This is a genomic window from Herbiconiux sp. UC225_62 (genome assembly GCF_042694625.1).
GTDB lineage: Bacteria > Actinomycetota > Actinomycetes > Actinomycetales > Microbacteriaceae > Herbiconiux.
The window spans coordinates 462,964-484,073 of the sequence record NZ_CP170551.1; the positions used below are offsets into that span (position 1 = coordinate 462,964).

Annotated in this window: 41 protein-coding genes and 1 pseudogene; 7 read left to right on the top strand and 35 right to left on the bottom strand. The window is 66.0% G+C overall.

What is annotated here, in order from left to right; translation table 11 throughout:
• Window positions 1–200 precede the first annotated feature (200 nt).
• Both ACFJGU_RS02345 and ACFJGU_RS02350 read right to left on the bottom strand, forming a co-directional pair.
• On the bottom strand, window positions 201–566 hold the full coding sequence (locus ACFJGU_RS02345) for a hypothetical protein (RefSeq protein WP_382307303.1): 366 nt from the start codon (window positions 564–566) through the stop codon (window positions 201–203).
• Window positions 567–587: 21 nt separating this feature from the next.
• Window positions 588–890, bottom strand: coding sequence for a hypothetical protein (locus ACFJGU_RS02350; RefSeq protein WP_382307305.1), 303 nt, complete (start codon window positions 888–890; stop codon window positions 588–590).
• 82 nt (window positions 891–972) lie between these two features.
• Between ACFJGU_RS02350 and ACFJGU_RS02355 the strand changes: the two genes are divergently transcribed.
• A complete protein-coding gene (locus tag ACFJGU_RS02355; protein ID WP_382310236.1) occupies window positions 973–2,106 on the top strand; it encodes a DUF2971 domain-containing protein in 1,134 nt (377 codons plus the stop codon).
• Here the strand turns inward: ACFJGU_RS02355 and ACFJGU_RS02360 are convergent.
• The 4 genes and pseudogenes from ACFJGU_RS02360 to ACFJGU_RS02375 all read right to left on the bottom strand — a co-directional run.
• Window positions 2,084–2,263, bottom strand: a pseudogene (locus tag ACFJGU_RS02360) (HNH endonuclease); the annotation flags it as partial. The gene ACFJGU_RS02355 and the pseudogene ACFJGU_RS02360 overlap by 23 nt on opposite strands.
• Window positions 2,264–2,266: 3 nt before the next feature.
• Window positions 2,267–2,554, bottom strand: a complete 288-nt coding sequence (locus ACFJGU_RS02365; RefSeq protein WP_382307307.1) for a hypothetical protein — start codon at window positions 2,552–2,554, stop codon at window positions 2,267–2,269.
• A 1-nt stretch (window position 2,555) separates the two neighbouring features.
• Entirely contained in the window at window positions 2,556–2,810 is a 255-nt protein-coding gene (locus tag ACFJGU_RS02370; RefSeq protein ID WP_382307308.1) for a hypothetical protein, read from the bottom strand.
• Entirely contained in the window at window positions 2,791–2,943 is a 153-nt protein-coding gene (locus ACFJGU_RS02375) for a hypothetical protein (RefSeq protein ID WP_382307310.1), read from the bottom strand. Before ACFJGU_RS02375 ends, ACFJGU_RS02370 begins: the two co-directional genes overlap by 20 nt.
• 428 nt (window positions 2,944–3,371) lie before the next feature.
• Here ACFJGU_RS02375 and ACFJGU_RS02380 point away from each other — a divergent pair, with 428 nt between their 5' ends.
• Complete coding sequence (locus ACFJGU_RS02380; RefSeq protein ID WP_382307311.1) at window positions 3,372–3,569, top strand: hypothetical protein; 198 nt, start codon at window positions 3,372–3,374, stop codon at window positions 3,567–3,569.
• 260 nt (window positions 3,570–3,829) lie between these two features.
• Here the strand turns inward: ACFJGU_RS02380 and ACFJGU_RS02385 are convergent, their stop codons facing one another.
• Window positions 3,830–4,054, bottom strand: a complete 225-nt coding sequence (locus ACFJGU_RS02385) for a hypothetical protein (RefSeq protein ID WP_382307312.1) — start codon at window positions 4,052–4,054, stop codon at window positions 3,830–3,832.
• Between the two features lie 59 nt (window positions 4,055–4,113).
• Between ACFJGU_RS02385 and ACFJGU_RS02390 the strand changes: the two genes are divergently transcribed.
• Window positions 4,114–4,341, top strand: coding sequence for a hypothetical protein (locus ACFJGU_RS02390; protein ID WP_382307313.1), 228 nt, complete (start codon window positions 4,114–4,116; stop codon window positions 4,339–4,341).
• A 41-nt stretch (window positions 4,342–4,382) separates the two neighbouring features.
• On the opposite strand, the gene ACFJGU_RS02395 is transcribed toward ACFJGU_RS02390, so the two are convergent.
• The 12 genes from ACFJGU_RS02395 to ACFJGU_RS02450 all read right to left on the bottom strand — a co-directional run bounded on the left by ACFJGU_RS02395 (window position 4,383) and on the right by ACFJGU_RS02450 (window position 11,352).
• Complete coding sequence (locus tag ACFJGU_RS02395) at window positions 4,383–4,733, bottom strand: DUF4326 domain-containing protein (protein WP_382307315.1); 351 nt, start codon at window positions 4,731–4,733, stop codon at window positions 4,383–4,385.
• Between the two features lie 17 nt (window positions 4,734–4,750).
• Window positions 4,751–5,155: a hypothetical protein gene (locus ACFJGU_RS02400; protein ID WP_382307317.1), complete on the bottom strand. Its 405-nt coding sequence runs from the start codon at window positions 5,153–5,155 to the stop codon at window positions 4,751–4,753.
• 117 nt (window positions 5,156–5,272) lie between these two features.
• Window positions 5,273–5,668: a hypothetical protein gene (locus ACFJGU_RS02405; protein ID WP_382307319.1), complete on the bottom strand. Its 396-nt coding sequence runs from the start codon at window positions 5,666–5,668 to the stop codon at window positions 5,273–5,275.
• Window positions 5,665–6,777 (bottom strand): hypothetical protein, encoded by a 1,113-nt coding sequence (locus ACFJGU_RS02410; RefSeq protein WP_382307321.1) that lies wholly within the window; start codon window positions 6,775–6,777, stop codon window positions 5,665–5,667. The genes ACFJGU_RS02405 and ACFJGU_RS02410 overlap by 4 nt, the downstream gene beginning before the upstream one ends.
• On the bottom strand, window positions 6,774–7,214 hold the full coding sequence (locus ACFJGU_RS02415) for a hypothetical protein (RefSeq protein ID WP_382307323.1): 441 nt from the start codon (window positions 7,212–7,214) through the stop codon (window positions 6,774–6,776). Before ACFJGU_RS02415 ends, ACFJGU_RS02410 begins: the two co-directional genes overlap by 4 nt.
• Window positions 7,211–7,693: a hypothetical protein gene (locus ACFJGU_RS02420; RefSeq protein ID WP_382307324.1), complete on the bottom strand. Its 483-nt coding sequence runs from the start codon at window positions 7,691–7,693 to the stop codon at window positions 7,211–7,213. Before ACFJGU_RS02420 ends, ACFJGU_RS02415 begins: the two co-directional genes overlap by 4 nt.
• Window positions 7,690–9,048 (bottom strand): replicative DNA helicase, encoded by a 1,359-nt coding sequence (locus ACFJGU_RS02425; protein ID WP_382307326.1) that lies wholly within the window; start codon window positions 9,046–9,048, stop codon window positions 7,690–7,692. The genes ACFJGU_RS02420 and ACFJGU_RS02425 overlap by 4 nt, the downstream gene beginning before the upstream one ends.
• Window positions 9,041–9,430, bottom strand: coding sequence for a hypothetical protein (locus tag ACFJGU_RS02430; protein ID WP_382307328.1), 390 nt, complete (start codon window positions 9,428–9,430; stop codon window positions 9,041–9,043). Before ACFJGU_RS02430 ends, ACFJGU_RS02425 begins: the two co-directional genes overlap by 8 nt.
• Window positions 9,427–10,242, bottom strand: coding sequence for a hypothetical protein (locus tag ACFJGU_RS02435; RefSeq protein WP_382307330.1), 816 nt, complete (start codon window positions 10,240–10,242; stop codon window positions 9,427–9,429). Before ACFJGU_RS02435 ends, ACFJGU_RS02430 begins: the two co-directional genes overlap by 4 nt.
• Complete coding sequence (locus tag ACFJGU_RS02440; RefSeq protein ID WP_382307331.1) at window positions 10,239–10,379, bottom strand: hypothetical protein; 141 nt, start codon at window positions 10,377–10,379, stop codon at window positions 10,239–10,241. Before ACFJGU_RS02440 ends, ACFJGU_RS02435 begins: the two co-directional genes overlap by 4 nt.
• Window positions 10,370–10,849, bottom strand: coding sequence for a hypothetical protein (locus ACFJGU_RS02445; protein WP_382307333.1), 480 nt, complete (start codon window positions 10,847–10,849; stop codon window positions 10,370–10,372). Before ACFJGU_RS02445 ends, ACFJGU_RS02440 begins: the two co-directional genes overlap by 10 nt.
• Window positions 10,846–11,352 (bottom strand): hypothetical protein, encoded by a 507-nt coding sequence (locus tag ACFJGU_RS02450; protein ID WP_382307335.1) that lies wholly within the window; start codon window positions 11,350–11,352, stop codon window positions 10,846–10,848. The genes ACFJGU_RS02445 and ACFJGU_RS02450 overlap by 4 nt, the downstream gene beginning before the upstream one ends.
• A 26-nt stretch (window positions 11,353–11,378) precedes the next feature.
• Here ACFJGU_RS02450 and ACFJGU_RS02455 point away from each other — a divergent pair, with 26 nt between their 5' ends.
• Entirely contained in the window at window positions 11,379–11,621 is a 243-nt protein-coding gene (locus ACFJGU_RS02455) for a hypothetical protein (protein ID WP_382307336.1), read from the top strand.
• A gap of 5 nt (window positions 11,622–11,626) precedes the next feature.
• Here the strand turns inward: ACFJGU_RS02455 and ACFJGU_RS02460 are convergent, their stop codons facing one another.
• The 16 genes from ACFJGU_RS02460 to ACFJGU_RS02535 all read right to left on the bottom strand — a co-directional run bounded on the left by ACFJGU_RS02460 (window position 11,627) and on the right by ACFJGU_RS02535 (window position 18,948).
• Complete coding sequence (locus ACFJGU_RS02460; RefSeq protein ID WP_382307338.1) at window positions 11,627–12,073, bottom strand: hypothetical protein; 447 nt, start codon at window positions 12,071–12,073, stop codon at window positions 11,627–11,629.
• Window positions 12,074–12,098: 25 nt separating this feature from the next.
• Window positions 12,099–12,332: a hypothetical protein gene (locus ACFJGU_RS02465; RefSeq protein WP_382307340.1), complete on the bottom strand. Its 234-nt coding sequence runs from the start codon at window positions 12,330–12,332 to the stop codon at window positions 12,099–12,101.
• Complete coding sequence (locus tag ACFJGU_RS02470; protein ID WP_382307341.1) at window positions 12,329–12,781, bottom strand: hypothetical protein; 453 nt, start codon at window positions 12,779–12,781, stop codon at window positions 12,329–12,331. Before ACFJGU_RS02470 ends, ACFJGU_RS02465 begins: the two co-directional genes overlap by 4 nt.
• Complete coding sequence (locus tag ACFJGU_RS02475) at window positions 12,778–13,386, bottom strand: hypothetical protein (RefSeq protein ID WP_382307342.1); 609 nt, start codon at window positions 13,384–13,386, stop codon at window positions 12,778–12,780. Before ACFJGU_RS02475 ends, ACFJGU_RS02470 begins: the two co-directional genes overlap by 4 nt.
• 1 nt (window position 13,387) lies before the next feature.
• Window positions 13,388–13,870 (bottom strand): hypothetical protein, encoded by a 483-nt coding sequence (locus tag ACFJGU_RS02480; protein ID WP_382307344.1) that lies wholly within the window; start codon window positions 13,868–13,870, stop codon window positions 13,388–13,390.
• Between the two features lie 8 nt (window positions 13,871–13,878).
• Window positions 13,879–14,913, bottom strand: coding sequence for a phage recombination protein Bet (gene bet, locus ACFJGU_RS02485; RefSeq protein ID WP_382307346.1), 1,035 nt, complete (start codon window positions 14,911–14,913; stop codon window positions 13,879–13,881).
• Complete coding sequence (locus ACFJGU_RS02490) at window positions 14,910–16,028, bottom strand: hypothetical protein (RefSeq protein ID WP_382307348.1); 1,119 nt, start codon at window positions 16,026–16,028, stop codon at window positions 14,910–14,912. Before ACFJGU_RS02490 ends, bet begins: the two co-directional genes overlap by 4 nt.
• Window positions 16,029–16,209: 181 nt before the next feature.
• On the bottom strand, window positions 16,210–16,548 hold the full coding sequence (locus ACFJGU_RS02495) for a hypothetical protein (protein WP_382307350.1): 339 nt from the start codon (window positions 16,546–16,548) through the stop codon (window positions 16,210–16,212).
• The gene (locus ACFJGU_RS02500; RefSeq protein WP_382307351.1) at window positions 16,545–16,964 is read right to left on the bottom strand and encodes a RusA family crossover junction endodeoxyribonuclease; all 420 of its coding nucleotides are present in this window, start codon (window positions 16,962–16,964) and stop codon (window positions 16,545–16,547) included. Before ACFJGU_RS02500 ends, ACFJGU_RS02495 begins: the two co-directional genes overlap by 4 nt.
• Window positions 16,961–17,299 carry a hypothetical protein gene (locus tag ACFJGU_RS02505; protein WP_382307353.1) on the bottom strand — a complete coding sequence of 113 codons (339 nt, stop codon included), beginning with the start codon at window positions 17,297–17,299 and terminating at the stop codon, window positions 16,961–16,963. The genes ACFJGU_RS02500 and ACFJGU_RS02505 overlap by 4 nt, the downstream gene beginning before the upstream one ends.
• Complete coding sequence (locus ACFJGU_RS02510; protein WP_382307355.1) at window positions 17,296–17,466, bottom strand: hypothetical protein; 171 nt, start codon at window positions 17,464–17,466, stop codon at window positions 17,296–17,298. Before ACFJGU_RS02510 ends, ACFJGU_RS02505 begins: the two co-directional genes overlap by 4 nt.
• Window positions 17,463–17,978: a hypothetical protein gene (locus tag ACFJGU_RS02515; protein WP_382307357.1), complete on the bottom strand. Its 516-nt coding sequence runs from the start codon at window positions 17,976–17,978 to the stop codon at window positions 17,463–17,465. The genes ACFJGU_RS02510 and ACFJGU_RS02515 overlap by 4 nt, the downstream gene beginning before the upstream one ends.
• Entirely contained in the window at window positions 17,975–18,217 is a 243-nt protein-coding gene (locus tag ACFJGU_RS02520) for a hypothetical protein (RefSeq protein ID WP_382307358.1), read from the bottom strand. Before ACFJGU_RS02520 ends, ACFJGU_RS02515 begins: the two co-directional genes overlap by 4 nt.
• On the bottom strand, window positions 18,214–18,465 hold the full coding sequence (locus ACFJGU_RS02525) for a hypothetical protein (protein ID WP_382307360.1): 252 nt from the start codon (window positions 18,463–18,465) through the stop codon (window positions 18,214–18,216). The genes ACFJGU_RS02520 and ACFJGU_RS02525 overlap by 4 nt, the downstream gene beginning before the upstream one ends.
• 88 nt (window positions 18,466–18,553) lie before the next feature.
• Entirely contained in the window at window positions 18,554–18,748 is a 195-nt protein-coding gene (locus tag ACFJGU_RS02530; RefSeq protein ID WP_382307362.1) for a helix-turn-helix domain-containing protein, read from the bottom strand.
• Entirely contained in the window at window positions 18,745–18,948 is a 204-nt protein-coding gene (locus ACFJGU_RS02535) for a helix-turn-helix domain-containing protein (protein WP_382307363.1), read from the bottom strand. The genes ACFJGU_RS02530 and ACFJGU_RS02535 overlap by 4 nt, the downstream gene beginning before the upstream one ends.
• 171 nt (window positions 18,949–19,119) lie before the next feature.
• Between ACFJGU_RS02535 and ACFJGU_RS02540 the strand changes: the two genes are divergently transcribed.
• From ACFJGU_RS02540 to ACFJGU_RS02550, 3 genes are all read left to right on the top strand, one after another.
• Window positions 19,120–19,464, top strand: coding sequence for a helix-turn-helix domain-containing protein (locus ACFJGU_RS02540; RefSeq protein WP_382307365.1), 345 nt, complete (start codon window positions 19,120–19,122; stop codon window positions 19,462–19,464).
• 10 nt (window positions 19,465–19,474) lie between these two features.
• Window positions 19,475–19,915 carry an ImmA/IrrE family metallo-endopeptidase gene (locus ACFJGU_RS02545; RefSeq protein WP_382307367.1) on the top strand — a complete coding sequence of 147 codons (441 nt, stop codon included), beginning with the start codon at window positions 19,475–19,477 and terminating at the stop codon, window positions 19,913–19,915.
• 61 nt (window positions 19,916–19,976) lie between these two features.
• Window positions 19,977–21,035, top strand: coding sequence for a tyrosine-type recombinase/integrase (locus ACFJGU_RS02550; protein ID WP_382307368.1), 1,059 nt, complete (start codon window positions 19,977–19,979; stop codon window positions 21,033–21,035).
• Window positions 21,036–21,110 lie beyond the last annotated feature (75 nt).

Here is a 21,110-nt window from a genome sequence, read left to right on the forward strand (position 1 = left end):
GTCACGAGTGCGACTCCCAGCGGGTGCAGGGCCACGTCCGGCCATGATGAACCTCCAGATCGGATGCCCCCGCCAGAACGACGAGAGCGCGGTCACAGATGAAGCATTTCCCCCCTCCAGACTCACGCGCACCGCGTCCAGCAGAACGCGAAGCGGTCAGGTGGGAGGGGTGGGGGGAGGGTGGTCCCCTGGGTGTGGTGCTAGTGAGTGGCGGCTATTGCTATGACTGCGACGACGATCGAACCGACTGCAGCGGCCAGTGAGCCGATAGATACCCAGAGAGAGGCGACAGACATCCGGCGGGTGAATGATTCCTGTCTTTCGGCGCTCTGTTGTGACTCGATGGAGAGCTGCACCGTGCGGAGCATCGCTTGGTGTAGGTCGCGCAGCTTTTCATTCATCTCGGCCGTGTTCTCTGCCGTGATGTCGGCCCCCGTTTTGGGCAGGTCAGTCGGGAACCAAACCGGTGTTTCTTCTGCTGCGCGGCGCATAGCCTCTCGCATTGCCTCGAGGTTCATGCCCTCGTATGCCGACGTGTGCTGCGGGTCTTCACCGTCGATGGTCACTCGGCCATCGTATTGGACTAGTCAGACGCGGGGCGGCCACGACCATTGACCGCGGCCGTCGCCCTCCGATGCCGAGGTGACCCAGAGGGTGTCGTTGCCGTCGAGGAACACCTGGCCGTTGACCTTGCCTTCGTCGAAGGCGCGGACGACGAGGAGCGGGAGGACTTGGCCGGCGCGGGCCTCGTTGCCGACGTGCACCTGGGCGCCGTCCTCGACCTTCGCGCGGTCGAACGTCTTGGCGTCGGCGCGGCGGTTGTTGATGGTGTCGGCGTTGAGCTCGGTGAGCGTGTAGTGGACGATGCGTCCGGTCGAGGGTGCGGTCATGGATGTCCTCCGCGGTAGGTAGGGTTTGGTCCGAGGGGAAGGAGTTGACGTGGCTGGTGGGAGCATCGCAATCGGCGGCGTGATGGTGCCGCATCTGCGGCAGACGGAGTCAGAGACCGTGTTTCACTACACCGGCGGTGAAGGGCTCCTCGGGATCGTCAGCCGTGGGGAGATTTGGGCTTCGTCGTACACGGTCCTGAACGACCTGTCAGAGGTGAAGTACGGCATCGACGTCGTCGAACAAGAGGTCGCGAGACGCGGGGAGCATATTCCCGCCGAGTTCAAAGACGATTTCAAGAACGCTCGATCCCTGATTCTTGCCCACGACCTTTACCTGATCAGCGCGTCACGAGAAGGCGATCTGCTGAATCAGTGGCAGGGTTACGCCGGCTTGCAGGGGTACGCAATTGAAATTGAAGTGGACCCGTCGCTTGATGTTTTGGTCCCCCGCGAAGCCGCCCACATGCTCGCGACGTCTCCTACCCCCTTAGTGCCCTCTTCCTGGTACGACGTGATCTATGATCCGGCGACACAGCAGCGAATGACCGCCGAGACGATCGAGGCGCTGATCCAAATCCTCCAGCGGTTAGATCAGCCGATTCCACTGCAGAGCAAGATCATCGGCGCTATCCTCGCCGCGCTTGTGGTGCGATTCAAACACCCGGCCTTCGCCGCTGAGCAAGAGGTGCGATTCATTTTGTCGAGGCATGACGCGGCAATAGAGGAGTACCGGACATCTGGTAACGGCACCCTGATCCCCTATTTGCGGATGGCTCATGCGCCAATGGTGCCCCCGGGGGGAAGAGTCGACCTACGGTCGGAATGCACCGTTCTACAACATCGAAGAGAACAAACGTCGATTTCCGATCCGCGGGGTCGTGGTTGGCCCGTCCAGCGACTCGGTGAGCTCAGTGAAAGTAGCTTCCGTCGAGAAGTTTCTGCTTCGCGCTGGACACAAAGTACCGGTCAAGGTGTCGGGTGTGCCTTACTCCCGCTGATTAGAACGGCGGCGGCTCTTTGTCCTGAATGGGCGTCGGGGCCCGTATCGGCGCGGGCAGCACGCCCGGATGGAGTGGCTTGCTCGCGTTCCTCTTCGCGGCTCGGACTCGCCCTGATGCTCGGCCGCCCTCGGCGCCGGACTTGCGGGCGTGGTGCCAGTCGCACAGTGCCTGCAGGTTCGAGTACTCGTCGGTGCCTCCCTCGGAGTGAGGGATGATGTGGTCGACTGCGCGGGCTGGTGCCAGGCATTTGTGTCCGGTGTCGGTGCGGATGTGTTGGCAGCGGCGGCCGTCACGGCTGAGGACGTGGTGGACGCGGGCTGGCCAGTCCTTCGGGAGGTTGTCGTGCCGGTCTGAGCCCTTCCATCCGGGCATGGGTCAGGTGTTCGACCAGCGGTCGACCCCATACGTGGCGAGGCCACGGCTGAGCGGCGCGGGCTGGCCGTCTCCGCACTCGTACGCTGTCGCGGTAGCTTCCTCGCGCTCGAGCTCGATGCTCGTGTACGCGGCGATGACGATCCATCCCTGGATGATCGGGTCGTCCGTGACGGTGGTGTCGTACTCGTCCGGGCCTTCCTCTCGGAAGGCGGCCTTCACGCGCATCCACTCGGCGATCGCCGCGCTGAGCTCGTCGCGAGCCGCCCGCACATCGTGTTCCGTACTCATCTCAGCCTTTCCCGAGCGGGTTCTTGCCCTTACGTTCGGCCGGCCAGATCCCGAAGACGTCGTGGAACCACTGGGCCACCGTCTGGTCGAGGTACGCGGCAGGCACCTTCCCGCGCAGGTGCCGCTTCAGTGCGGTGTACGGGTGCGGGGACGTCGCCCACTTCGCGAGGCCCGGACCCTTGGTCCAGTACCACTTGAGGTATCCGCGTGAGCCGGGCCGGGGATCGGCGACGGCGTCAGGCTTGATCGTTGCCATCGGGCGCCTCCACGTCGATGTCTCCGGGGTCGGATGGCGAGTACCGGATGAGTGCCCGCGTGCCGAGGAAGCAGGCTGCAGTGAACACGGCCAGGCCGATGACCGCGGCAGCGATCTGACCGAGTGGGTTCATGGCCAGCTCCTTCGACGTGGGTGCCGCTCCGGTCGCCGTGCCGCGGGTCAGGCGGGCTGGGCGAGGTACACGTCCAAAAAGTCCGTCTACATCAGGCGATTTCGTCCACACGATGCGCTTAGGAATTGAACTCTCAACCGGTGGTCGAAGGATGTCCGTGCTCACACACCGGGATAACGCAAATGCCCTGGTAATCACACAGTTGTAGTTCGTTCTGAACAGGTTATGCACAAGGCAATCCACAGATTTAGCACAGGGCTCTCGGCGATTCTCACGCTGAATACACAACGTTATCCACAACCCCGCTTGGTGCGCAGTTTCCACATGGTGCACGATGTGCTTGCCGTCCACAAACGGCGAAGCGGGCCAGGTGTTAGCGCACCGACCCGCTTCTAATTCCCGCCCAGGTTGCACACACAGGAGGAACCATGGACCACACTACCAACGGCCGCTCCGAGGCCGCCGTCGAGCATCTTCGACTGATCGCCCGTGACCGAATGCTGCTCTCGCGAGCGGAGCGGCACGTGGTCCCGCTCGCGTTCATCTACGGACTCACAGTCGAGCAGATCGCGCGGTACGCGATGTTGGAGCCTGACCGCGTCAGGCGTCTGGTGCTGCGCGACTGAGTCCGAGGGGGGCAGGGCGTGCGTGTTTCGCGACTACCCACCTTGCCCCGGTCTGATTGGGGGCGGCCGGTGAGATTGCGCTCCCGCCCGGCCGCCCGTTGACGAGTTCGCGCCCCCTGGCGCCAGGTTGTCAGCCCTGTATCGCCACCGGAAGAGAACGGCGGCGGGTCTCAGATGCACGAAACCCACCGAGAGACTGGCTCTGATCGGTGGGTGCAGAAGTGCTTATCTTGTAGTGAAACTGTAAAGAACGGTCGATGTCAAACAGGTGAGCTAAATCTTCCGGCGCGTCCTGTGGAGCGCTGCTGCCGGTGGCCGATCAGTTTGGTGCGGAGCGTGGCCAACAGGTCGTCGTGGGCGATGTAGCGGCGGCCTCCGATGCGCTGGTAGGGCATGCCGTGGTTCATCCAGTTGTAGATCGTCATGCGCGAGCGGTGCACCCGGCGCGACGCGCTCCGGATGTCGTAGAGCTCGCGGTCTTCCATCAGGCCTTCGTATCAAGTGCTGCTTCGAGGGCGGAACGGCACACCCCTAGAATCCGGACATGGGTCTTGTTCTGAATCAGGAAGTGATTACGGTGTCGACGCTTGGGAAGGGGGTCGACGGTGCGCGCGATCAGCTGATGAGAGCGATCGCACCGTACGCGAAAGCACGGATCATCTCGATCTCGCACGCCAAGATCGAGAACCCGATCGGTAAGGGGCAGATCGGTACGGAGATCGTCGCGGTCATCGAATACGATCACGCAGCGACCAAGGCCGCCCGCGCCTGATCGGGCGCTGTGGGCGTCGCCGTTCTCCGTTCGTCCGCCCATCAGCTGTTCGCGATCTCGAGGAGCGGGTCACCATGGCACGGCATGTCGAGGCCGCACCAGCAGGCGAGGTCGTGGCCGGCGAGCGTCTCGCGGATCTCCTCAACGCTCGGGTAGACCCACGCGACCGGCCCGCGCTCGCCGCCAAGGAAGCGCCAGTTCGGGAACGACAGGCGTCCGCGGCGCGCGAGAACCTCGAAGTCCCGGACCACGAGTGTGGCGATTCCTCTCTCGTCCAGACTCGGATACTGGCCGCCGACGTCGGAGAGCAGGATCGGGTTGCCCCACCTCGACGGCCGCGCAACGATGATCGCGTCGGGGTTCTCAAGGCGCCACGGGTGCTGCCTGGTCATCTGGATTCGCTTGGGCATCACTTCACCTGCTCTCGGATCTCGGCGGCACGAGCATGGATGCGTGCAATCGCGTCATTCACCATGCGGCTTGCCCCGGTCATCCACTCCTGAGTTCGCTCTCCCGCGCGGTACGAATCGAGCCACGACGGAAGGTCTTGGAAGTGCGCATCGATGTCGCTCGCGGAAGCTTCGAGTGCTTCGGCTGCCGCTTCCGCCTTCACCCTGGTAAGCCAGTCAGAGGCCAACACCAGGTCCACCAGAGCGGCGATGTTCACCTCGGCGCCACCGTCGTAGTAGCGCTGAGAGATAGCTTCTGGGAGCTCCCAGTACTCGTCATCAGCGGGATCGGGAGCATCCTCGGCCAACCAGTACGGTCGGATGCGTAGAACCCGCAGCAGTCCGTCGCGTTCGGTTTCACTCATCGCTCGTCATCCTTCCTTCACGGCAGTCAGCCGCCGTGCACCATGTTTCGTGGCGGTCGGGCTCGACGTCATGCACCGGATCTTCGGCACAGTGATCGCAGCAGCGGTACGTGGCGCTCACTGGTCTGCTCCTGCCCGGTAGGGGTTGCCTTCGCGAGCCTGGATCGTGTTCAGCTCGTTCTGCTCGATGGCGTCGAGGCAGGCATCCCACACGTCGGCGTCGCGACGCTTCAGGGCATCACGAGACGAGTCGGCCGGCGTCCGGATGAGTGCGCGGTCGTAGATCGCGGCTTCGCGTCCCTCGAGGGGCACGTGCCGGTAGTCGATCGCCTTGAAGCAGACGAGCGAATCCCCTCCCTGCTTGATGCGATCTGACCACCCGGTGTCTCGCTGAACGTGACCGACTGTGCCGCCCTCATTCCAGATCGGCGCGAGGCAGGTGCGACAGATACCCTGGCCCCGTTCCTCTGCGTGCTCAGCCGTCAGCGGCTGGCGTTCTTCGTTTTCGGTCATGCTGCGGTCCTTTCGGTGTGGCAGTCGCACGTGCAGTTGAAGCTCGCGCAGGACTTGTGGCGGCCGCGGTCGCACGCGAGCGACAGCCGCTGCGGGATCGAGGTCTGCGCCCAGTCGACGGCCTCGTCGTGCTGCTCGGCGGGCACAACGTTGCCGCAGTGAGTGCAGGCGACGTGCCAGCCGGTCGGGAAGAACTCCACGACGACAGCGACCGACTGGCAGACCTCGCAAGGTCGCCGCTCAGGCTTGCGCTTGGCCCGCTCCGCCTGTGGGTACTTCGACCGGTAGTGGCGCACGATCGATCCGATGTCCTCGCACCACGCCTTCACCGTCAACGGCGGCAGGGTGGTGACGATGCGGGTCTCGTGAAGCTCGTACCAGACGGCCGCGTCTCGTAGGAGCCATTCTGCGGCCTCAGGATTCCACCCGTAGACGGGAAGGCGCACAGCGTCCTGCTCGGCAGTGAGGACGGGCAGCACGGACGGGGGCGGCATGATGCCGAGTTGGCGTGCGAAGGAGATCACCCAGTTCACGACCTGCGCGTACAGCTCGTCGGCGTCCTCGACGGGTTCGGGCCGCAGCGGGATGGGCGCGTCGCGGGTGCCCGACACTCTCGGGCCGCGTGCGGACTCCATCGATGGGACGACCAAGGAGCGGATGTGTGCGATCAGCTGCGGGGTCTGCAACATGTCCGACTGCGCCCGCCCGAAGCACGGACCACACAGGTGCCCGAACCGCGCCCGTGCGGGTTCGATGCTGCATGTCTCGGAGCCTTCGCCGAGGCGGCGCCAGAAGTGGTTCACGCACGTCTTCAGGCAGTCGCCGTCGTGGCCGGCGCCGAGAGAGCAGCCCCACCGTCCCTGCTTCACGCAGTCTCGGGCGGCCACGGCGGCCTCCACAGCTGCGATCTCCTCGTCCGTGAACCGTGAAGCCGTCCGGGGTGCTTTGAACGCGCCAGAGGCCGCTTCGATGGAGAGGATTTCGGCGGTGTCTTCGGGCATGCCGTCGGCGATGTATTGGCGGTAAAAGTGCTGCTGCGTGGTGAGCGCGGTCTCGGCGGTGTCGATGAACGCGGCAATGGTCGGCCATGTGGTTGCTTCTTCGGTCATCGCCCGGACTCCTTCGCTGAGATCTCCAGCTGGCGGCCCCGGAATAGCTCGTAGACCGAGCCGCCGTCGGCGACCATGTACGGGAACATGACCTCGTCGAGGCGTGCGAGCTGCGCATCGATGAGTGCCGATTGCGCCTCGAGCCAGTCCTTCGCGATGCGCCACGCGACTTTGGCGGCCTGCTCGCGGGTGCACTTTGACCTCGGCACCTTCGCGTCGGCCTGCATTGCCTGCAGCACGCCGTCGGTGCGAACGGGGAGCTCGAAGTCGCGCATGCCGTAGTCGGTGGCCATCGTGAAGCCGAGGCCGGCCGCGACGCCCTGCGGGTCGTAGAGCGTCGAGATCTTCGTCACGCCCCGGCGCGCGAGAGCCGCCTGGATCTCGCCCATCGTCTTCGACACCGAGATATCGGTGGGGTAGTTCATGATCGGCATCACGCACCGCCCTTGACTCCGGCGTCGGCCGGCACCTCGAGCGTCCACACTCGCCAGCAGACGTCCAATTCGGGTGACCGAGAGCACGAGAGAGTCACGCGGGCGCCGCCGTCCAGTCGCCCGGCCCAGGTGCTCGCTCGCCTGTCGGCAGTGAGCCCACAGGAAGGACACGAGGCCCGCACCAGTGGTGCCTGCCACTTCGGCTCCCAGTCCACCATCTCGGGGTCGACCGCCGCGCTCTGAGCCTCCGCCCGATCGGCGGCGATGAGCCCCTGGTCGAGGTCGCGGAGCGCCTGCTGCACGCCGTGCTCGGCCTGCAGCGCGATCGCGCGACTCGCTGCGGTCGTCAGCTCGGCCGCCAACTCAACGGCCTGCTCGGGGCTGCAATCAGTCCGCTTCTTCAGCTGGGCGAGTTCCACCCTGTAGCCGTCATTCACCTCCACCTCGGCGATCGTCAACTCTGCCTGTTCTGTGATGCTCATTGCTCTCTCCTTAGTTCGTCTTCATCGATCAGTGCTGTCGGCGACCACTTCCGGTCGACCACGCGGGCGTACTCGGCTTCCCACCGCAACGTCACCTGCTTCTCCTCGCCGTGCCGGTTCTTGGCCACCACAACGGTCAGGTCCCGGGCCTCCTTCTCGACTCCGCGGTCGAGGAGCATCACGACGTCGGCGTTCTGCTCGATACCACCCGCCTCACGAAGATCCGCGAGCGTCGGCAGCACCCGCTGCTTGCCCTTCTGCGGTTGCGCACGACGCAGCTGCGCGGCCGCGATGACCGGGACGTTGAAGTCCTTCGCGAGCTGCTTCAGCGCCCGCGACACGTTGTCGACCACGACGCGGCGGTCCTGCCCCTCGCCCTCGACGAGCTGCAGGTAGTCCACGGCGATGCCGGCGAGCTTCCCGCGCCGCGCCGTCGCCCGGGCGTGCGTGCGGATGTCCGCGACCGTCACTGCGCCGCGGTCGTCGATCGCGATCGGCGCGCCAATGATCCGTGCGCGGGCCTGCGCGAAGGTTTCCCAGTCCGACTTCGTCAACGCGTGGTTCCGGAGGATCGTCTGGTGCAGCGGCCCGTACTGGGCGATGAGCCGCTTCTGCAGCTCCTCCTCGGCCATCTCGATCGACGAGAACGCCACCGTGCCCACGCGGGCCAGGGCGATCGCCGACTGCAGCAACGCGATCGTCTTCCCCGAGCCCGGCCGGGCTGCGATGACGTACAGCGACCCGGGCGCGAAGCCGCCGATGATCCGGTCGATCGACGTCCACGGCGTCGGCATGTAGGTGGGTTTCTCGTCGAGCTTCTCCGCGAGCTGGTCGATGGTCTCCCCCACCATCCGCACGGAGCGGCGCCGGCCGGTCTCGACCATGTCGACCTCGAGGCGGGCCGCTTCGACGACGTCAGCGACGTCCCGGTCGCGGTTGTAGGCCGACTGCATCATCCGGTTCGCGGACTCGATCACCCGGCGGCGCACGGCATGCTCGTGCACGAGGCGGGCGTAGTACCCGGCCGACGCCGCCGTCGACGGGGCACCCTGCAGATCGAACACCTCAGCCGGACCGCCCGCGTGCGCGAGCTGACCGTGCTTCGTGAGGTCATCGTTCACCGAGATCGGGTCGGTCGGCGCGCCAGCCGCGAAGAGACGGGTGATGGACTCCGCGATGACCTGGTGCTTCGGGACGTAGAAGTCGTGGATCGTCATCTCGTCGAAGACGTCATCGACCGCGTCGCGGGTCAGGAGCATCGACCCGAGCACGTACCGTTCGGCGAGGAGGTCGAATGGCTGCTCGCGGCCGCCCTCCTCCGCGGGGGCGTCGATGTCGGAGTAGGTGTCAAGCATCGGTGGCCTCGATCTCTCGTGTCTGGAATCGAGCGGCGATCCACGCGGCATCGAACCGGTGCGCCTCGTACTCGGCCTCGGTGACACCCGCGGCCGCGAGCTGCGCCCGCTTCGACTCGGCCTCCACTTCGGCCGTGATGTCCGGCAGCGCGGGCGGTACGGCGAGGTTCGCGAGGTCAACGATGCGTGCAGGGGTGATCGTGTCCGACGACTCCCGGTAGTGCTTCCGCAGTGCGGCCAGCGCCACCTCGAGCGGCACGTCGTCAAGCAGGTCCGCCCACGCGATCGCCATGTCGGCGTACTCCGCTGGGTCGACTCGCTTCATGCGCGGGTCTAGGAGCGCGGCGCGCGTCAGAAAGACGATGGTCTCGTCGGCGGTCACGCGCTCACCGCCAGATGCTGCGCAGCCTGCCGCTCCTTGATGATCCGAGACGCCTCACGGCCGATGTCAACGGTCGTCGGCCGAGCGCCACCGCGCACCTCCGGCAACGGCGTAGTCCATCGCTCCTGATTCAGCCACGTGGGAAGCAGCGGAATGAACCGCTCTTCGCTCGCCGGCCATGACGCCCACACGTCGCAGAACGCCCGGACCGTGCCCACCAGCCGGTCAAGGTTGGCCAGGCCGCCAGCCGCCCGCACCGCAGTCCGGAACGACGCAGCAGCCTTCTTCGACGAGCTCCGACGCGCCGCCGGCCACACCGACCAGACCGCAGCGAACGCCTCATCGATCGCGTCCCCCGTGGGGACTATAGGGGTGTCTTCTATGTCTCTTGTCTCTATAAGAGGAGTGACTGCCGAATCGGGCAGATGCATCTGCCCACCTGGGCGGATTGATCTGCCGTCCTGGGCAGATTGGGTATCTGCCGATATGGGCAGATAGGTCACCGGGCGATACGAGAACGTCCGACCCGCGAAGGTCTCGCGCTCAAGGAAGCCATCCGCGACCAGCGACTCGACCGCGGTGCGTGCCTGCTTCTCTGACAACCCGGTTTCGTTGGCGAGCCTCGCGTGTGATGCCTTCCACCAGTGGACGCCGTCGTGCTCCTCGGCGACGCGCGAGTCCTCGTCGCATCGGTAGTAGATCCGCGCCCACACCAGCGCCTGGTCGGCGCCGCCGAGCCTGCGCACGAGCGCAGCTCGCACCATCATGAAGTCTTTGGCCGTGGCCTCGGCAATCGGAACTCCGTTGCTCATCGCGACTCCTCCTTCTCGTCAAAATCTCCGCGCTTCACTCGCGCGATCAGCCCGTCGTAGATCGCGCCCACGACTGCGCCTTCCGTCTGCGCGCACCGGCCGAGCCACGCGAGCAGGGCATCCTTGTTCACCGCCATGACCCGTACACCTCCCGATCCGCTGCGCTCTCGGCCGGGTCGTCGATGGCGTTCTTCCGGATACCGAGCGCCACCAGGCGCATCACCGCCGTCTCAGCCGGGCACTCGATGCGGTCGAAACCCTCGAGCCAGTACCACTGCTGCCGGCCGAACTCGTCGCGGCCAAGCACCGGTACAGCCTCAGGCCCGTAGGCCGTCGCGTTCGTCGACACCGACCACCCGTTCGCATCCGACAGCCGCGGGTGCGCCGTGACCCAGCCGTGGCACCCGGTGGTCCCGCTCCCGCACAGCGACAGCAAGTTCTCCGGGAAGTTCACCGACACACCATCCCCGCGGCCGCCACGGCCGCGAGCACGCCGGTGCTGCAGGTTCGCGCCGAGGCCGAGCGTGCGGCCGCACCGCTGGCACATGTTCCGGTCGCGGTTCAGGACACCTTGGCGGGTCTTCTGCGACACCTCCGAGCGGCTCATGCTGCCACCCGCTTCCGGTACGCGGCGCGGCGCCGCTCGCGACGGTCGATAAGGTCGTCGTGCTCGGTCACGAGATGGGACGCACCCCAGTGGCTGACGTGCCGCGGTCGCGCATGCTCCGCCATGAGATCGAGGACCTCGTCGGGCGTCAGCGGCACCCGGGTGGGGCCGTCGTCATCCCAGCGATCGAGGTACAGCCACCATCCGCAGTCGCAGTGAGCGGCTTCTTCCCGCTCACCCCACATCTTCGCCGGCCGCCGCTCAGCCACCGGCGTGCAGCATCGGAGACGGCAGCTGTCTACCTTCGCGCACTCGTCGCACACCTGGTACAGCACGCCACGACCCGCGCCACCCTGGTTGAACGCGCACCTCACGCCGCAGTCGCGGCACAGGTCACGGCTCGGCGCCAGCAGCGACTCGAGTGACATTTGGGTGGGGACAACGATCGGCACCCACTCCGGCGTCACGTCGAAGTCGAACGCGAGCTGCTCCATCGCGCTCATGCCGCCACCGCCGATAGAGTGCGGGCATGACGACCAAGATCAGTATCGCGCCCATTGAAGCCGCCAACGAGGCGTGGAAGGCCGCCGACGACCGCCTTCACGAAGTCGGCAGCGCCGCGGCCGATCAGTTCAGGATCACCGCGCTTGAGGACGCATTGGAACATGCCACCACGGCTCTGGCATACCTCACCAACTGGGCAGCCCAGGTGAACGGATACCTCCTCGAACAGGACGACGTCGAGCTGATCGCCGAGCACCTCGACGACTGACGCACTCACGCTGCCACCACCTTCGCGGGGATGCGGATCACGACGACCATCCCGCCCGACGGCAGCACTGACACGGTGCACTCGACGTCCGGGTCGGAGGTCACCGCGGTCAGCAGCTTCTCTACCGCCGCTCCACCGGCGTCGTCGACGGGCTCCACCGGCGTCGTCGACGGACTGACAGCCTCCACGTCGATGCGGTGGAACTGGGACGCCGCGGCCTCGCGGTCGGCACGACGCAGCTCTGCCCGCTCCTTCAAGTAGTCGAGGCGTGCGCGCCGGCACGAGATCCCACCAGCGAGGAACGACGGGCAGTCGCTGTCCTTATGGCACCCTCGCTGATACATCGCCGGGGACGGGTGCACAGCCTTCGAGTACTGCCGCTTCGGCCGATGGATCGACTCGATCGAAGACGTCGCCTCGGGCAGCGGTTCGACACTGTCAGCGACGGTCACGGTCGGCGCCGCGAACACGCGCGCCTCAGCGGCCGGGCCGCCCGACGTCGGTGCCGGTGTCGGAAACTCGGGGCGGTGGGGTCTCTCCCGCGTCCACGGCCTTCCGGTACGCGTAGTCGCGGTTGTAGCGCATGAACGCGTCACGGCAGATCGTCAGACCCTCGAACGCGTTCGGGCACGCCGCCGACTTGCAACCGCGCTCGTAGCCCTCCTTCGTCCCGTGCGGGAAGCCGTCCTCGTAGAGGTCCATGCTGCTCATGACGCCACCTCCACGAACGCCTCGACAGCGCGGTCAGAGATCGCCAGCTCGGCTTCCAGGCGTGCCGCGAGGTCTCGGGCACAGTCACGCTCGCGGGTGGCCCGGTCACGCTCGGTGAGCGCCTGCCCGTACTTCCGGTAGTACTTCGCCGACGTGTGCATGCCACCGCGCACAACCTCGCGCAGCTCCTTCACCTCGGCGAGCAGAGCGTCACGCTCCGCCAGCAACTCAGCGGTCTGCACCTCTGCCCAGGTCGGCGAGATCTCCTCGTCTGCGCCGACCCACTCCGAGTAGGTCACTGACCGCTTCACGAGCTGGCCGTCAACGACCCACTGCACGCCATCCTCGACGTCGCCACGGTCGTCACTGACCTGCTGATACCCTCCCGGGTACTCGATGGCCCACTCGGTCGTAGACCAGCTGCAATCCTCATTGAACGTGGCCATCACGCACCGACCTTGATGCCGAGCGAGACGCGCAGGTCATGCACCCACTGGTTGCGGCCAGCGACCCGCTTCTCCTCATCACGGAGAGATTCGCGTGCGGCCTCCCGCTCCTTGTGAAGGTCGTCGAGCACCTTGCGGCGGTACTCGTGCGCGGTCATCGGCTCGGTGACCCTGTACCAGGAGGAACCGCCACCATCGAAGCGAATCGACTCCTCGAGCTGCTCGATCATGAACTTCTTCAGGCCCTCGTGCTCGCTCGTCGGCGCCTCCCACGCCCGCACCTGGGCCAGCATGTTCTCGTACCGGTCCAGGATCTGCGCCTGTCGATCGAAGTACGCCTCCCGGGCCTCGTTCGCCTCCGTGCGGGCCTTCTCTTCGAGCGCCGCCCAGTCGCGCATCGATCGGGCGTACCCAGTTGCGATCGCCGACTCGGCCTTCTCCAACCGCTGCGTGAAGTAGTCATCGACCTTGAACTCTGGGACCGGCGCGTCGAGCGGTTCATCTCGCAGCAGCACCAGCGCACCGAACGCGCGCGAGCACGTCATGGCGAACTCCGCGAAGCTCACCTCCTTGCCGTCGTAGAGATCGGCTGTATATCCAGTAGGCATCTCAGGCCCCTCCGTCGTATCCGTTCGCGTGAGCCGTGTTCCCGGCCCGCGCGTCTGCTCTGTCTGTTCTCGCGTCGTCCTGCGCCGACTGAATCGTCGACAGGAAATTGCGCATCGCCCGCTCCCGCTGCTCCGCCATCAGGAACTGCAGCTTCAGCTCGTACGCGCGCTCCTCTGCCCGAGCGATCTGCTCCGCCTCCGCACGCGTGACCTTCTCGCCCTCCGCACGCAAGCGCACCGTCCGACGGTCGATGTAGGCCTCGTAGTCGGTCTTCGCTCTCGCGAACACCCGGCCTGCCTCTTCGAGCTCCCAGGCGAAGTCGAAGCGCAGAGCCGTGAGGCGCTGACCCTTCGTCGCCGTCGGCCCGAGCCGGTGCAGGGTGGCCACGAGCTTCGCGTGCAACGGCACCTCCAGATCTGGCTCGTCCAGGCCGATGCCGCGGAGCACGTCGCGCAGCGCCGGCGGGATGTCGTGTTCGTCCATGGCCAGCCTCAGAAGATCTCTTCGCCCGTGGTCGGGTCGCGCTCGACGTCGGGCGCGGGAACCTCGGCGGTGGCCCACTCCGTGACCGGCTCGGCGGGATTGGGTGCAGGCTCCTCGACGACCTCAGCCACCACCGGGGCGGCCTCCATCGCCTTCTTCACCGCGCCGATCATCTGACCCGACGTCACGCCCGCCGGCGGCTGCTCGAGCTCCCACTGCGCCACCAGCGCCGCGAGAGAATCGGCATGCTCCGGGTTCAGCGGCAGCCCCACCTCGGCGGCGGCCTCGATCTCGGCGTAGACGGCGCGCAGCTGGTCGACGTCGGTCGCCACGGCGATCGCGGCGGCCCAGTCTTTCGAAGCCACACGCGGAGCCTCAGGAGGTGTCGTCGGCGCCCACTGCTCAGCAGGCGCCGCCACCGGTGCGGCGGGAGCGTCAGCCTGGGCCATCTCCTCGGAGCTGTACAGCCCCGACAGTTCCATTGGGAACGCCTTCCGAAGCGCGAGCATCTCGGCGACCTTCCCCAGCATCAGATCGGGCATCTTGGCCCACATGTCCGAAACGACCTTCCGGCCGGTCTTCTGACCTCCCGACCACTCGTCCTTCATCACCGCGTACGAATCCCACCGAGCGGTCGCGTACAGCGGCTGCGCGAACCCCTGACGGAGCACCCCCACCCGGGCGGCCTTCGGCGGGTCGGATTCGAGCCACACGTCCACCCACGTCTTGCCGTCGCCCGTCCACTCGACCGGGGTCTGGCCGGCGTACTGGCCCGAGCGTTGGGCGACGAGTCGGGCGCCGTCGATGCTGATCTGGATGCCCCACTTCCCGCCGCGCTCGATCGCGTAGATCTGCCGAGCGATCGGGTCCAAGCCGGTGCGGGCGCAGTGCTGCAAGAACGCCGCCACGGTCGCGCGGGGCGCCCACGCTGGGGGCTTGTTCTGCTTCCGCTGGACGAGCCCGGCCGCGTCCAGCAGGGCGCGCTCCTCCTCGTTCCACGCGTCGATGTTGCTGCTCGTCGGCAGCGCTACTGCGGTGCTCATGCCGCCTCCTTCGTCTTGAGTGCGGTGATCGTGAGCCGTGCCGCCTTGGGCGTGCCCGGGACCGTCCGCTTGAACTTCTTCTCGTGCTCGTGCACCTGGTCGCCGAGAGCGGTCAGCACCGCCGCCGCTGCTTCGAAGCGCTCGTAGAGCTCCGGGTCCGCAGCGATCGCCGCCTCCTGGTCGAGCTGCTCCTTCTCGGTCTGCTCGGCCGGTGACCAGGTGAACTTGAAGCCGCCGTGATCCTGCGAATACGACTCGACCAGCCCGACCGCCGCGAACACGTCGACCGCCGCCTTGTGAGCCGACTCCTTGCGACCCTTACCCGCCTGCTCCTGCGCCAGCCCCTCCTTCTCGTGGGTGGCGAGCACGACGAGCTCAGCGATCTGCCGCTCGGTGAAAGTCGGGGCGATCTGCTCCCCCACCTCGGCGAGACGCTTGTCCAACCGCCCGAGCGCCCGGTCAGCGGCCGCGATCATCTTCGGCAAATGCGCCGCGATCGTCGGCTCCGTCAGGTCGATCCACACCGACTCCCGCCGGATCACCTTCGGCCCATACGAGTCCCAGGTCTCCGGGCGGCCCATCGGCCGCGACGCCCACCGCGACCAGTCGTCGTCGTGCTGCTCGAACGTGTACAGCACCCGGGACGCGCCAACGCAGTAGCCCTGCCAGATCATCTGGAACAGGTAACCGGCCTGCTCGAACTTCGGCGACCCAACGCTCATGTCGTGCTTCGACGTCTTGATCTCACCGAGGATGATCAGCCCGTCGAAGTCGACACCGATCTGATCCGGGGTCGCCGCGTGCCGGCGGTTCGCCTCGGCAGCGATCAGCTCGCCGCACAATTCCAACCCGTAGCCAGCTGTGGCCGACGCGATCGCGGGCTCCCGGTGCTTGCCCCAATCGGTGTACTGGTTGCCGGAGAACGAGGAGCCCTCGACCTTCTCGCGGACCACCTTCGCCTTGTCCTGCGCAGAGCCCTTGTAGAGCACCTTCGCCTCGGTCGCGGTGACCACGTTCAGGCGGGCGTGCAGCCACGCCTCACGGTTGCTGTCGTTCCCGAGCGAGCGAGCGTAGACCGCGGCGACCTCGGGTGCGAGCGTGATGGTGTCCGTCATCGCGCACCTCGCAAGCTGCCGACGATCCGGCCGACCAGCCCAGTGGCTGCGCGCTGCACCTTCAACTCGCCGCGGCGACGCTCTTGCCGCGCAGAGCGGGTCTCGTAGACGGCCGTGGCGACCTTCGGCGTGCGCTCGAACCTGATGCCGGCGCGCTTACGCGCTTTGCGTGCGGCGGTGCTCACTCGTCGTCACCGCCCTCGAAATCGACATCGAGCGTGTCGGCGCCTGTACGGGTCTTGTACTCGGCGACCTGAATGGCTTTCGCCTCAGCGATTCGCTTCTCGTCCCGCACGAGCTCGATGTGATCCACCGAAATCTCCGGGAAGATGACGCCCTTCCCGCTTCTCGCGGTCACATCGGAGAGTCGGTAGGTCACGATGGCCGTGAACTGTGTCTGCACCGGGGTCTCGATCAGCTCGTCCTCGATGCCGTAGAAGGCGTTGTGCGCCTGCTTCGGGACACCCCGCGCGAACGTGGTGGGCTTGATGTCCAGCTCCTGCTGGTCGATTTCAGTCATTGGTCTTCTCTCCTCTGTGTGAGGCGCACCCTGATGAGCACGCTCGGTTGGTCCGCGTACCGCTTCGACGCGCGGAGGTCGACTACCTGTCCGTCGTCCTTGAACACGGACCCGGTCAGCGCGTCGAGAACGGCGCGCGCGAGCTTGTCGACGTCTGGATAGACGGATGGCCAAGGCCGCTTCGCTTCGGACACCGACTTCGGGCGCGGTACCCGGAACTCGAGCCGGACGTCGACTGCGTCGAGAATGAGCGGGCCCGTATAGACGAGGCGGGCGGCAGTAGCGATCTGTCCGCGCCACAACTTGAGCTTCTTCTCGTTGACGTCCACGACCTGCGGCCTGCCGCCGCCCATCACGGCCTTCTTCGACCCCTGCGGCACGAGGTCGCCGGGCACCACGAGCACGATCTCCGTCATGACCGACCGCCGATCGGGATGAACTCGACGGCCTCGTCGAAGCTCTTCATGCGGGCGTTGCACCGGCTGCAAATCCACCTGCCCTGCACGCTGACCGACTGCGCGACCTTCCTGACCTTGTCCTCGTTACACATCAGGACCGTCCACCCGCAGCACGTCATGCGCGCCATCCAGTCGGCCGCGCGACGGCACGGAATCGGATTCGCCTTGGACTCCACTACCTCGCACATCAGGGGTGTGTCGAAGTCGAGGTGAGCGATCAGCGCATCCTGCGCCACGTCGATCGCGGCCTGCGCTTCCGCCCAGCCGCCGAGCACCGTCTCGAACTTGCTCATGACCGGCGCCCCGCCTTCGGGTTGTCGACCACGAACAGCACCACGCCCGACGCCGTGCCGGTGACAGCGAGCACGACGAACACGCCGTTCACCCCAAAGGCTGCCGCGAGGACCACGATGCCCACCGCGGAGCCGAGGAACACGATCCACAACGTCCCCCGGATCACGACGCCACCGCCGGCTGATCCTCAATCACCGTGACGCTTGCGATCACGCTGAGGTCCCAGATACATCCGGACGCGACGTCCCAGCCGTAGTACCAGTCGTGATTTAGCCGGGCCTGCCACTGGTACGGGGCAATGATGATGCCCGAGAACCGGGCAGCGAACGCCGGCCAGTTGATCGAGACATCCACCCAGGAGTGCTCGAAGGCGCGACTCGGGCTTGTGAAGCTCTTCTCCTCACGGATGCCCCACTCGGCCTCGAATGCCACCAGTGCGTCGAGAGAGTCGATCACCAGGACGTTCGCGTCGGCCACGAGAGTCACCTCATGCTCGAAGACCAGACGCTCCGTGCCCCACCCCTCGCTCTTGCACCAGGACGGCCAGTCATCCTCGCCCTGGACGCTCACCCAGAAACCTCGCGGCTTCGAGTGGGTCATGGGCTTGCGCTGCTCGTAGGTCCAGAAGCGCTCGAACACGAGAGGCGCGGAGGTGTAGTGGCGCAGTTGCATGTTCATGCCGCCACCCCCGACCGCAGTCGCAGTTCCGGCTGACGCGGGGTCACCGGCTGAGCCAGGGACACCGTCGCGAGCTGCTCGTAGTCCACGAACGCGACACCCGCCTGGATCTGACCGATGACGGTGTGCGCGAGAGCGAGTCCCTCGGCGCCGGGCCCGCATGGGATCGCCTTCCGCGACCCGTACCGGCCGATGACGACCTCGCCGCGGTGCACGAACACCCGGAACCGGCGGCTCATCGTCCGAGCCCTTCGAGCATCTCGGCCGGCACCGGAGTGCCCACCGTGAAGCAGTACTCCGACGAGCCGTCGCACGGAGGCAACCAGCCCTGACGGAGGATCTCGAACGTCTGCTCGTTCGTGATGGCCGCACGCTCACCAGGCGTCAGCCGCTCCGCCGACGACCCGGCCGCGAACCCGGCCACACCGGCCGAGACAGCGATCCCAACACCGACCGCCGCAGCGGCCAGGAAAAGACGAAACTTCATTGCTCTCTTCTTTCTTCAGAGGGGATGCCGCGCCCGCCCGACGGGGGAATCGGTGGGGGATGCGAACGCGGCAGTTTGTGGGGGCGGGCTACGCCGTGCGCTTGACCTCGACGGTCTGAGCAGCCATGAACTCGTCGACCTCGGCATCCGAGTACCGAACGAGCCGACCGATACGCGAGAACGGGAGGTTCAGCTTCTTGAGTCGCCAGTCGCGAAGAGTGCCGACCGGAATGCCGGTCTTCTCCGCGCACTGCTGCTCCGTGAGCCACTGGACGGCACTCATGCCGCCACCCGCTTCCCGAGGTCCGCCGAGGCGAACAGGTCATCGAGGCTGATTCCCAGGAACTCGACGATCAATGCGAGCTCGTGCATGTCGAAGGGTCGCTCGCCGCGAAGACGGGCGTACACCGCATTGCGCCCGAGCCGAAGAGGCTCGGCGAGGTCGTGGCCGCTGAGGTCACGGCGGGCGAGTTCAGCCTTCACAGCACCAGCTACTCGGCTACTGAGGGATACGTCTGCGCTGTCCATGCAGTGACAGTACCCATTTGGATACTTCATTGCAACCCAAATGGGTACTAATTGCGGAAAGTACCCGAATTGGGTACTTTGTACGACATGGGGCAGAAACCAACTGGGCCGGCGCGAGGCTTCTCAATGCGCGTGATCGATGTCATCGAGAATGCGCGCATGGACGCAGAGATGTCGCAGGCGGAACTCATCCAACGCACTGGCATGGGCCGGAACACCTTCTACAAGAAGCTGCGCGGAGAGGTTCCGTTCAACACGAACGACATAGACGTGATCGCAGAAGCGCTTGACTGCGATCCGATGCTTATTCTCCGCACCGCGGCATCACGGCCGGCGCTCAGTGTCGTAGGTGATTCAGATACTGGTGACCTGTCCCCGAGGAGGGCTACCGAGAAGGCTCGAGAGAGCTGGAACGCAGGGACGAAGAAGAGAGCCGCGAAGAAGCGGCCAACTGACGAAGACACGAAATAGGGGAAACCACATGCGCGAGCTCATGGGGGAAGCGCTGCGCCTCGGCATCCGAATCCATCTCGCTCACCTGAACGAGATCGAGCCTGGGCTGCTTGGGTTCTACGACCACGATGACAGCGCCATCTATGTCGAAATCGGACTGACCCGCGCCGAACGACGTGAGGTAATCGCACACGAGCTCGGGCACGCCAAGTATTGCCACACCTGCGAGAGTGCTACCGGAGAACGTCAGGCGAACCGCTACGCGGCCTCTCTTCTGGTGGACCCGGATGCGTACGCACGTGCCGAATCGATCTCACACGATGTCGCGTTCATTGCGGAAGAGCTCGACGTCACCCCGCAGATTGTGCTCGACTACCAGCACTACTGCATCGAGAAGATCGGGCTGGTCACGTACGTCGATCCTCGCATGGGCGAGGGCCAATGGGCAGCGAGGGCGGCTCTTGCCTAGGCCGCCGCTGCCCCTGGAGACATGGGGTAAGGTCACCCGCCGCACCGTGAACGGGCAGCCGATGGCAAGCGTCTACTACCGGGATTCGACCGGGAAGCGGCGTGAGATGCAGCGGTTCGGGCCGACTGAGCCGAAGGCCGAGGCAATCCTCCTGGAGGCGCTCCGCGAGAAGCTCCGCGAGAGCAGCAGCGACTCGCTCCTGTCGTCGACATCGACGGTCGAGGAGTTGGCATGGGCGTGGCTGGAGGAACGGAAGCTGAAGGGCACACCAGCCGGGACGGTCAAGACGTACCGCAACTCGATCGTGGGTCAGATCGTGCCCGGGATCGGCTCTCTGCGCCTCCGGGAGGCGACGACGCCTCGGCTCGACAGATTCATCAGAGAGCGCATGGATCGCGTCGGCACGGCTCGCACGGCCCGCACGGTGCTCGTGCAGATGTTCGCTCTCGCCGTCCGCCACGGTGCGGTCCCGAAGAACTACGCCGCCGACGTCATCTCCGTGTCGGCGAAGAAGAAGATCGTGACGGCACTGAAGGTCGCTGACCTACACGCGATGCGGCTGCTGTTCGAGGAGTACGACCGAACGCACGTGTCTGAGCTGCACGAGCTCTCGCAGATGCTCACGGCCACCGGCGCCCGCATCGGCGAGATCCTCGCGCTCGACTGGTCCAGCGACGTCGACCTCGAGCACGGCGTCGTGCGGGTGTCAGCCACGCTGGTCGATGACGACGGTCTGCGGCGCCAGGATCACCCGAAGAGTGAGGCCGGCAACCGTGGGCTGAAGCTCCCGCCCACCGTGCTCCACATGCTCACAGGGCGACGCGTGGCGGCCGAGTATCCGATGGTGTTCCCCTCGGCGACGGGAACATATCGGTGGCCGAACAACACGCGCCGACAATGGCGTCAGGCGCTGCTCGGCTCCGCGTACGAGGGCAAGACGCCCCGGGACTACCGGAAGGCGGTGGCGACGCTCCTCGCCCGTGAGGTGGGCATAGAGGCCGCACGGGACCAGCTCGGGCACGGCAGCGAAGACATCACGGTGCAGTTCTACGTCGAGGTACAGGAGCAAGTCGCGGACTTCGCGGGAGTCATCGAGACCCTCTTTGAAAGTACGGAGTAAATACGGAATCGGGCCCCTGAGCCGACTCCCCTACACAACGAAAAACCGCCCAGATCGTTGAGATCTAGGCGGTTT

Coding starts and splice junctions, on each gene's coding strand:
- ACFJGU_RS02445 (WP_382307333.1), bottom strand. CDS start 10,849: ATGAGCCGCTCGGAGGTGTCGCAGAAGACCCGCCAAGGTGTCCTGAAC.
- ACFJGU_RS02465 (WP_382307340.1), bottom strand. CDS start 12,332: ATGAGCAGCATGGACCTCTACGAGGACGGCTTCCCGCACGGGACGAAG.
- ACFJGU_RS02355 (WP_382310236.1), top strand. CDS start 973: ATGGTGCCGCATCTGCGGCAGACGGAGTCAGAGACCGTGTTTCACTAC.
- ACFJGU_RS02515 (WP_382307357.1), bottom strand. CDS start 17,978: ATGAACATGCAACTGCGCCACTACACCTCCGCGCCTCTCGTGTTCGAG.
- ACFJGU_RS02435 (WP_382307330.1), bottom strand. CDS start 10,242: ATGAGCAACGGAGTTCCGATTGCCGAGGCCACGGCCAAAGACTTCATG.
- ACFJGU_RS02455 (WP_382307336.1), top strand. CDS start 11,379: ATGACGACCAAGATCAGTATCGCGCCCATTGAAGCCGCCAACGAGGCG.
- ACFJGU_RS02545 (WP_382307367.1), top strand. CDS start 19,475: ATGCGCGAGCTCATGGGGGAAGCGCTGCGCCTCGGCATCCGAATCCAT.
- ACFJGU_RS02530 (WP_382307362.1), bottom strand. CDS start 18,748: ATGAGTGCCGTCCAGTGGCTCACGGAGCAGCAGTGCGCGGAGAAGACC.
- ACFJGU_RS02370 (WP_382307308.1), bottom strand. CDS start 2,810: ATGGCAACGATCAAGCCTGACGCCGTCGCCGATCCCCGGCCCGGCTCA.
- ACFJGU_RS02450 (WP_382307335.1), bottom strand. CDS start 11,352: ATGAGCGCGATGGAGCAGCTCGCGTTCGACTTCGACGTGACGCCGGAG.
- ACFJGU_RS02480 (WP_382307344.1), bottom strand. CDS start 13,870: ATGGACGAACACGACATCCCGCCGGCGCTGCGCGACGTGCTCCGCGGC.
- ACFJGU_RS02520 (WP_382307358.1), bottom strand. CDS start 18,217: ATGAGCCGCCGGTTCCGGGTGTTCGTGCACCGCGGCGAGGTCGTCATC.
- ACFJGU_RS02365 (WP_382307307.1), bottom strand. CDS start 2,554: ATGAGTACGGAACACGATGTGCGGGCGGCTCGCGACGAGCTCAGCGCG.
- ACFJGU_RS02495 (WP_382307350.1), bottom strand. CDS start 16,548: ATGACTGAAATCGACCAGCAGGAGCTGGACATCAAGCCCACCACGTTC.
- ACFJGU_RS02500 (WP_382307351.1), bottom strand. CDS start 16,964: ATGACGGAGATCGTGCTCGTGGTGCCCGGCGACCTCGTGCCGCAGGGG.
- ACFJGU_RS02440 (WP_382307331.1), bottom strand. CDS start 10,379: ATGGCGGTGAACAAGGATGCCCTGCTCGCGTGGCTCGGCCGGTGCGCG.
- ACFJGU_RS02400 (WP_382307317.1), bottom strand. CDS start 5,155: ATGAGTGAAACCGAACGCGACGGACTGCTGCGGGTTCTACGCATCCGA.
- ACFJGU_RS02375 (WP_382307310.1), bottom strand. CDS start 2,943: ATGAACCCACTCGGTCAGATCGCTGCCGCGGTCATCGGCCTGGCCGTG.
- ACFJGU_RS02425 (WP_382307326.1), bottom strand. CDS start 9,048: ATGCTTGACACCTACTCCGACATCGACGCCCCCGCGGAGGAGGGCGGC.
- ACFJGU_RS02350 (WP_382307305.1), bottom strand. CDS start 890: ATGACCGCACCCTCGACCGGACGCATCGTCCACTACACGCTCACCGAG.
- bet (WP_382307346.1), bottom strand. CDS start 14,913: ATGAGCACCGCAGTAGCGCTGCCGACGAGCAGCAACATCGACGCGTGG.
- ACFJGU_RS02410 (WP_382307321.1), bottom strand. CDS start 6,777: ATGACCGAAGAAGCAACCACATGGCCGACCATTGCCGCGTTCATCGAC.
- ACFJGU_RS02475 (WP_382307342.1), bottom strand. CDS start 13,386: ATGCCTACTGGATATACAGCCGATCTCTACGACGGCAAGGAGGTGAGC.
- ACFJGU_RS02420 (WP_382307324.1), bottom strand. CDS start 7,693: ATGAGCATCACAGAACAGGCAGAGTTGACGATCGCCGAGGTGGAGGTG.
- ACFJGU_RS02505 (WP_382307353.1), bottom strand. CDS start 17,299: ATGAGCAAGTTCGAGACGGTGCTCGGCGGCTGGGCGGAAGCGCAGGCC.
- ACFJGU_RS02405 (WP_382307319.1), bottom strand. CDS start 5,668: ATGACCGAAAACGAAGAACGCCAGCCGCTGACGGCTGAGCACGCAGAG.
- ACFJGU_RS02380 (WP_382307311.1), top strand. CDS start 3,372: ATGGACCACACTACCAACGGCCGCTCCGAGGCCGCCGTCGAGCATCTT.
- ACFJGU_RS02390 (WP_382307313.1), top strand. CDS start 4,114: ATGGGTCTTGTTCTGAATCAGGAAGTGATTACGGTGTCGACGCTTGGG.
- ACFJGU_RS02395 (WP_382307315.1), bottom strand. CDS start 4,733: ATGACCAGGCAGCACCCGTGGCGCCTTGAGAACCCCGACGCGATCATC.
- ACFJGU_RS02385 (WP_382307312.1), bottom strand. CDS start 4,054: ATGGAAGACCGCGAGCTCTACGACATCCGGAGCGCGTCGCGCCGGGTG.
- ACFJGU_RS02490 (WP_382307348.1), bottom strand. CDS start 16,028: ATGACGGACACCATCACGCTCGCACCCGAGGTCGCCGCGGTCTACGCT.
- ACFJGU_RS02550 (WP_382307368.1), top strand. CDS start 19,977: ATGGCAAGCGTCTACTACCGGGATTCGACCGGGAAGCGGCGTGAGATG.
- ACFJGU_RS02540 (WP_382307365.1), top strand. CDS start 19,120: ATGCGCGTGATCGATGTCATCGAGAATGCGCGCATGGACGCAGAGATG.
- ACFJGU_RS02525 (WP_382307360.1), bottom strand. CDS start 18,465: ATGAAGTTTCGTCTTTTCCTGGCCGCTGCGGCGGTCGGTGTTGGGATC.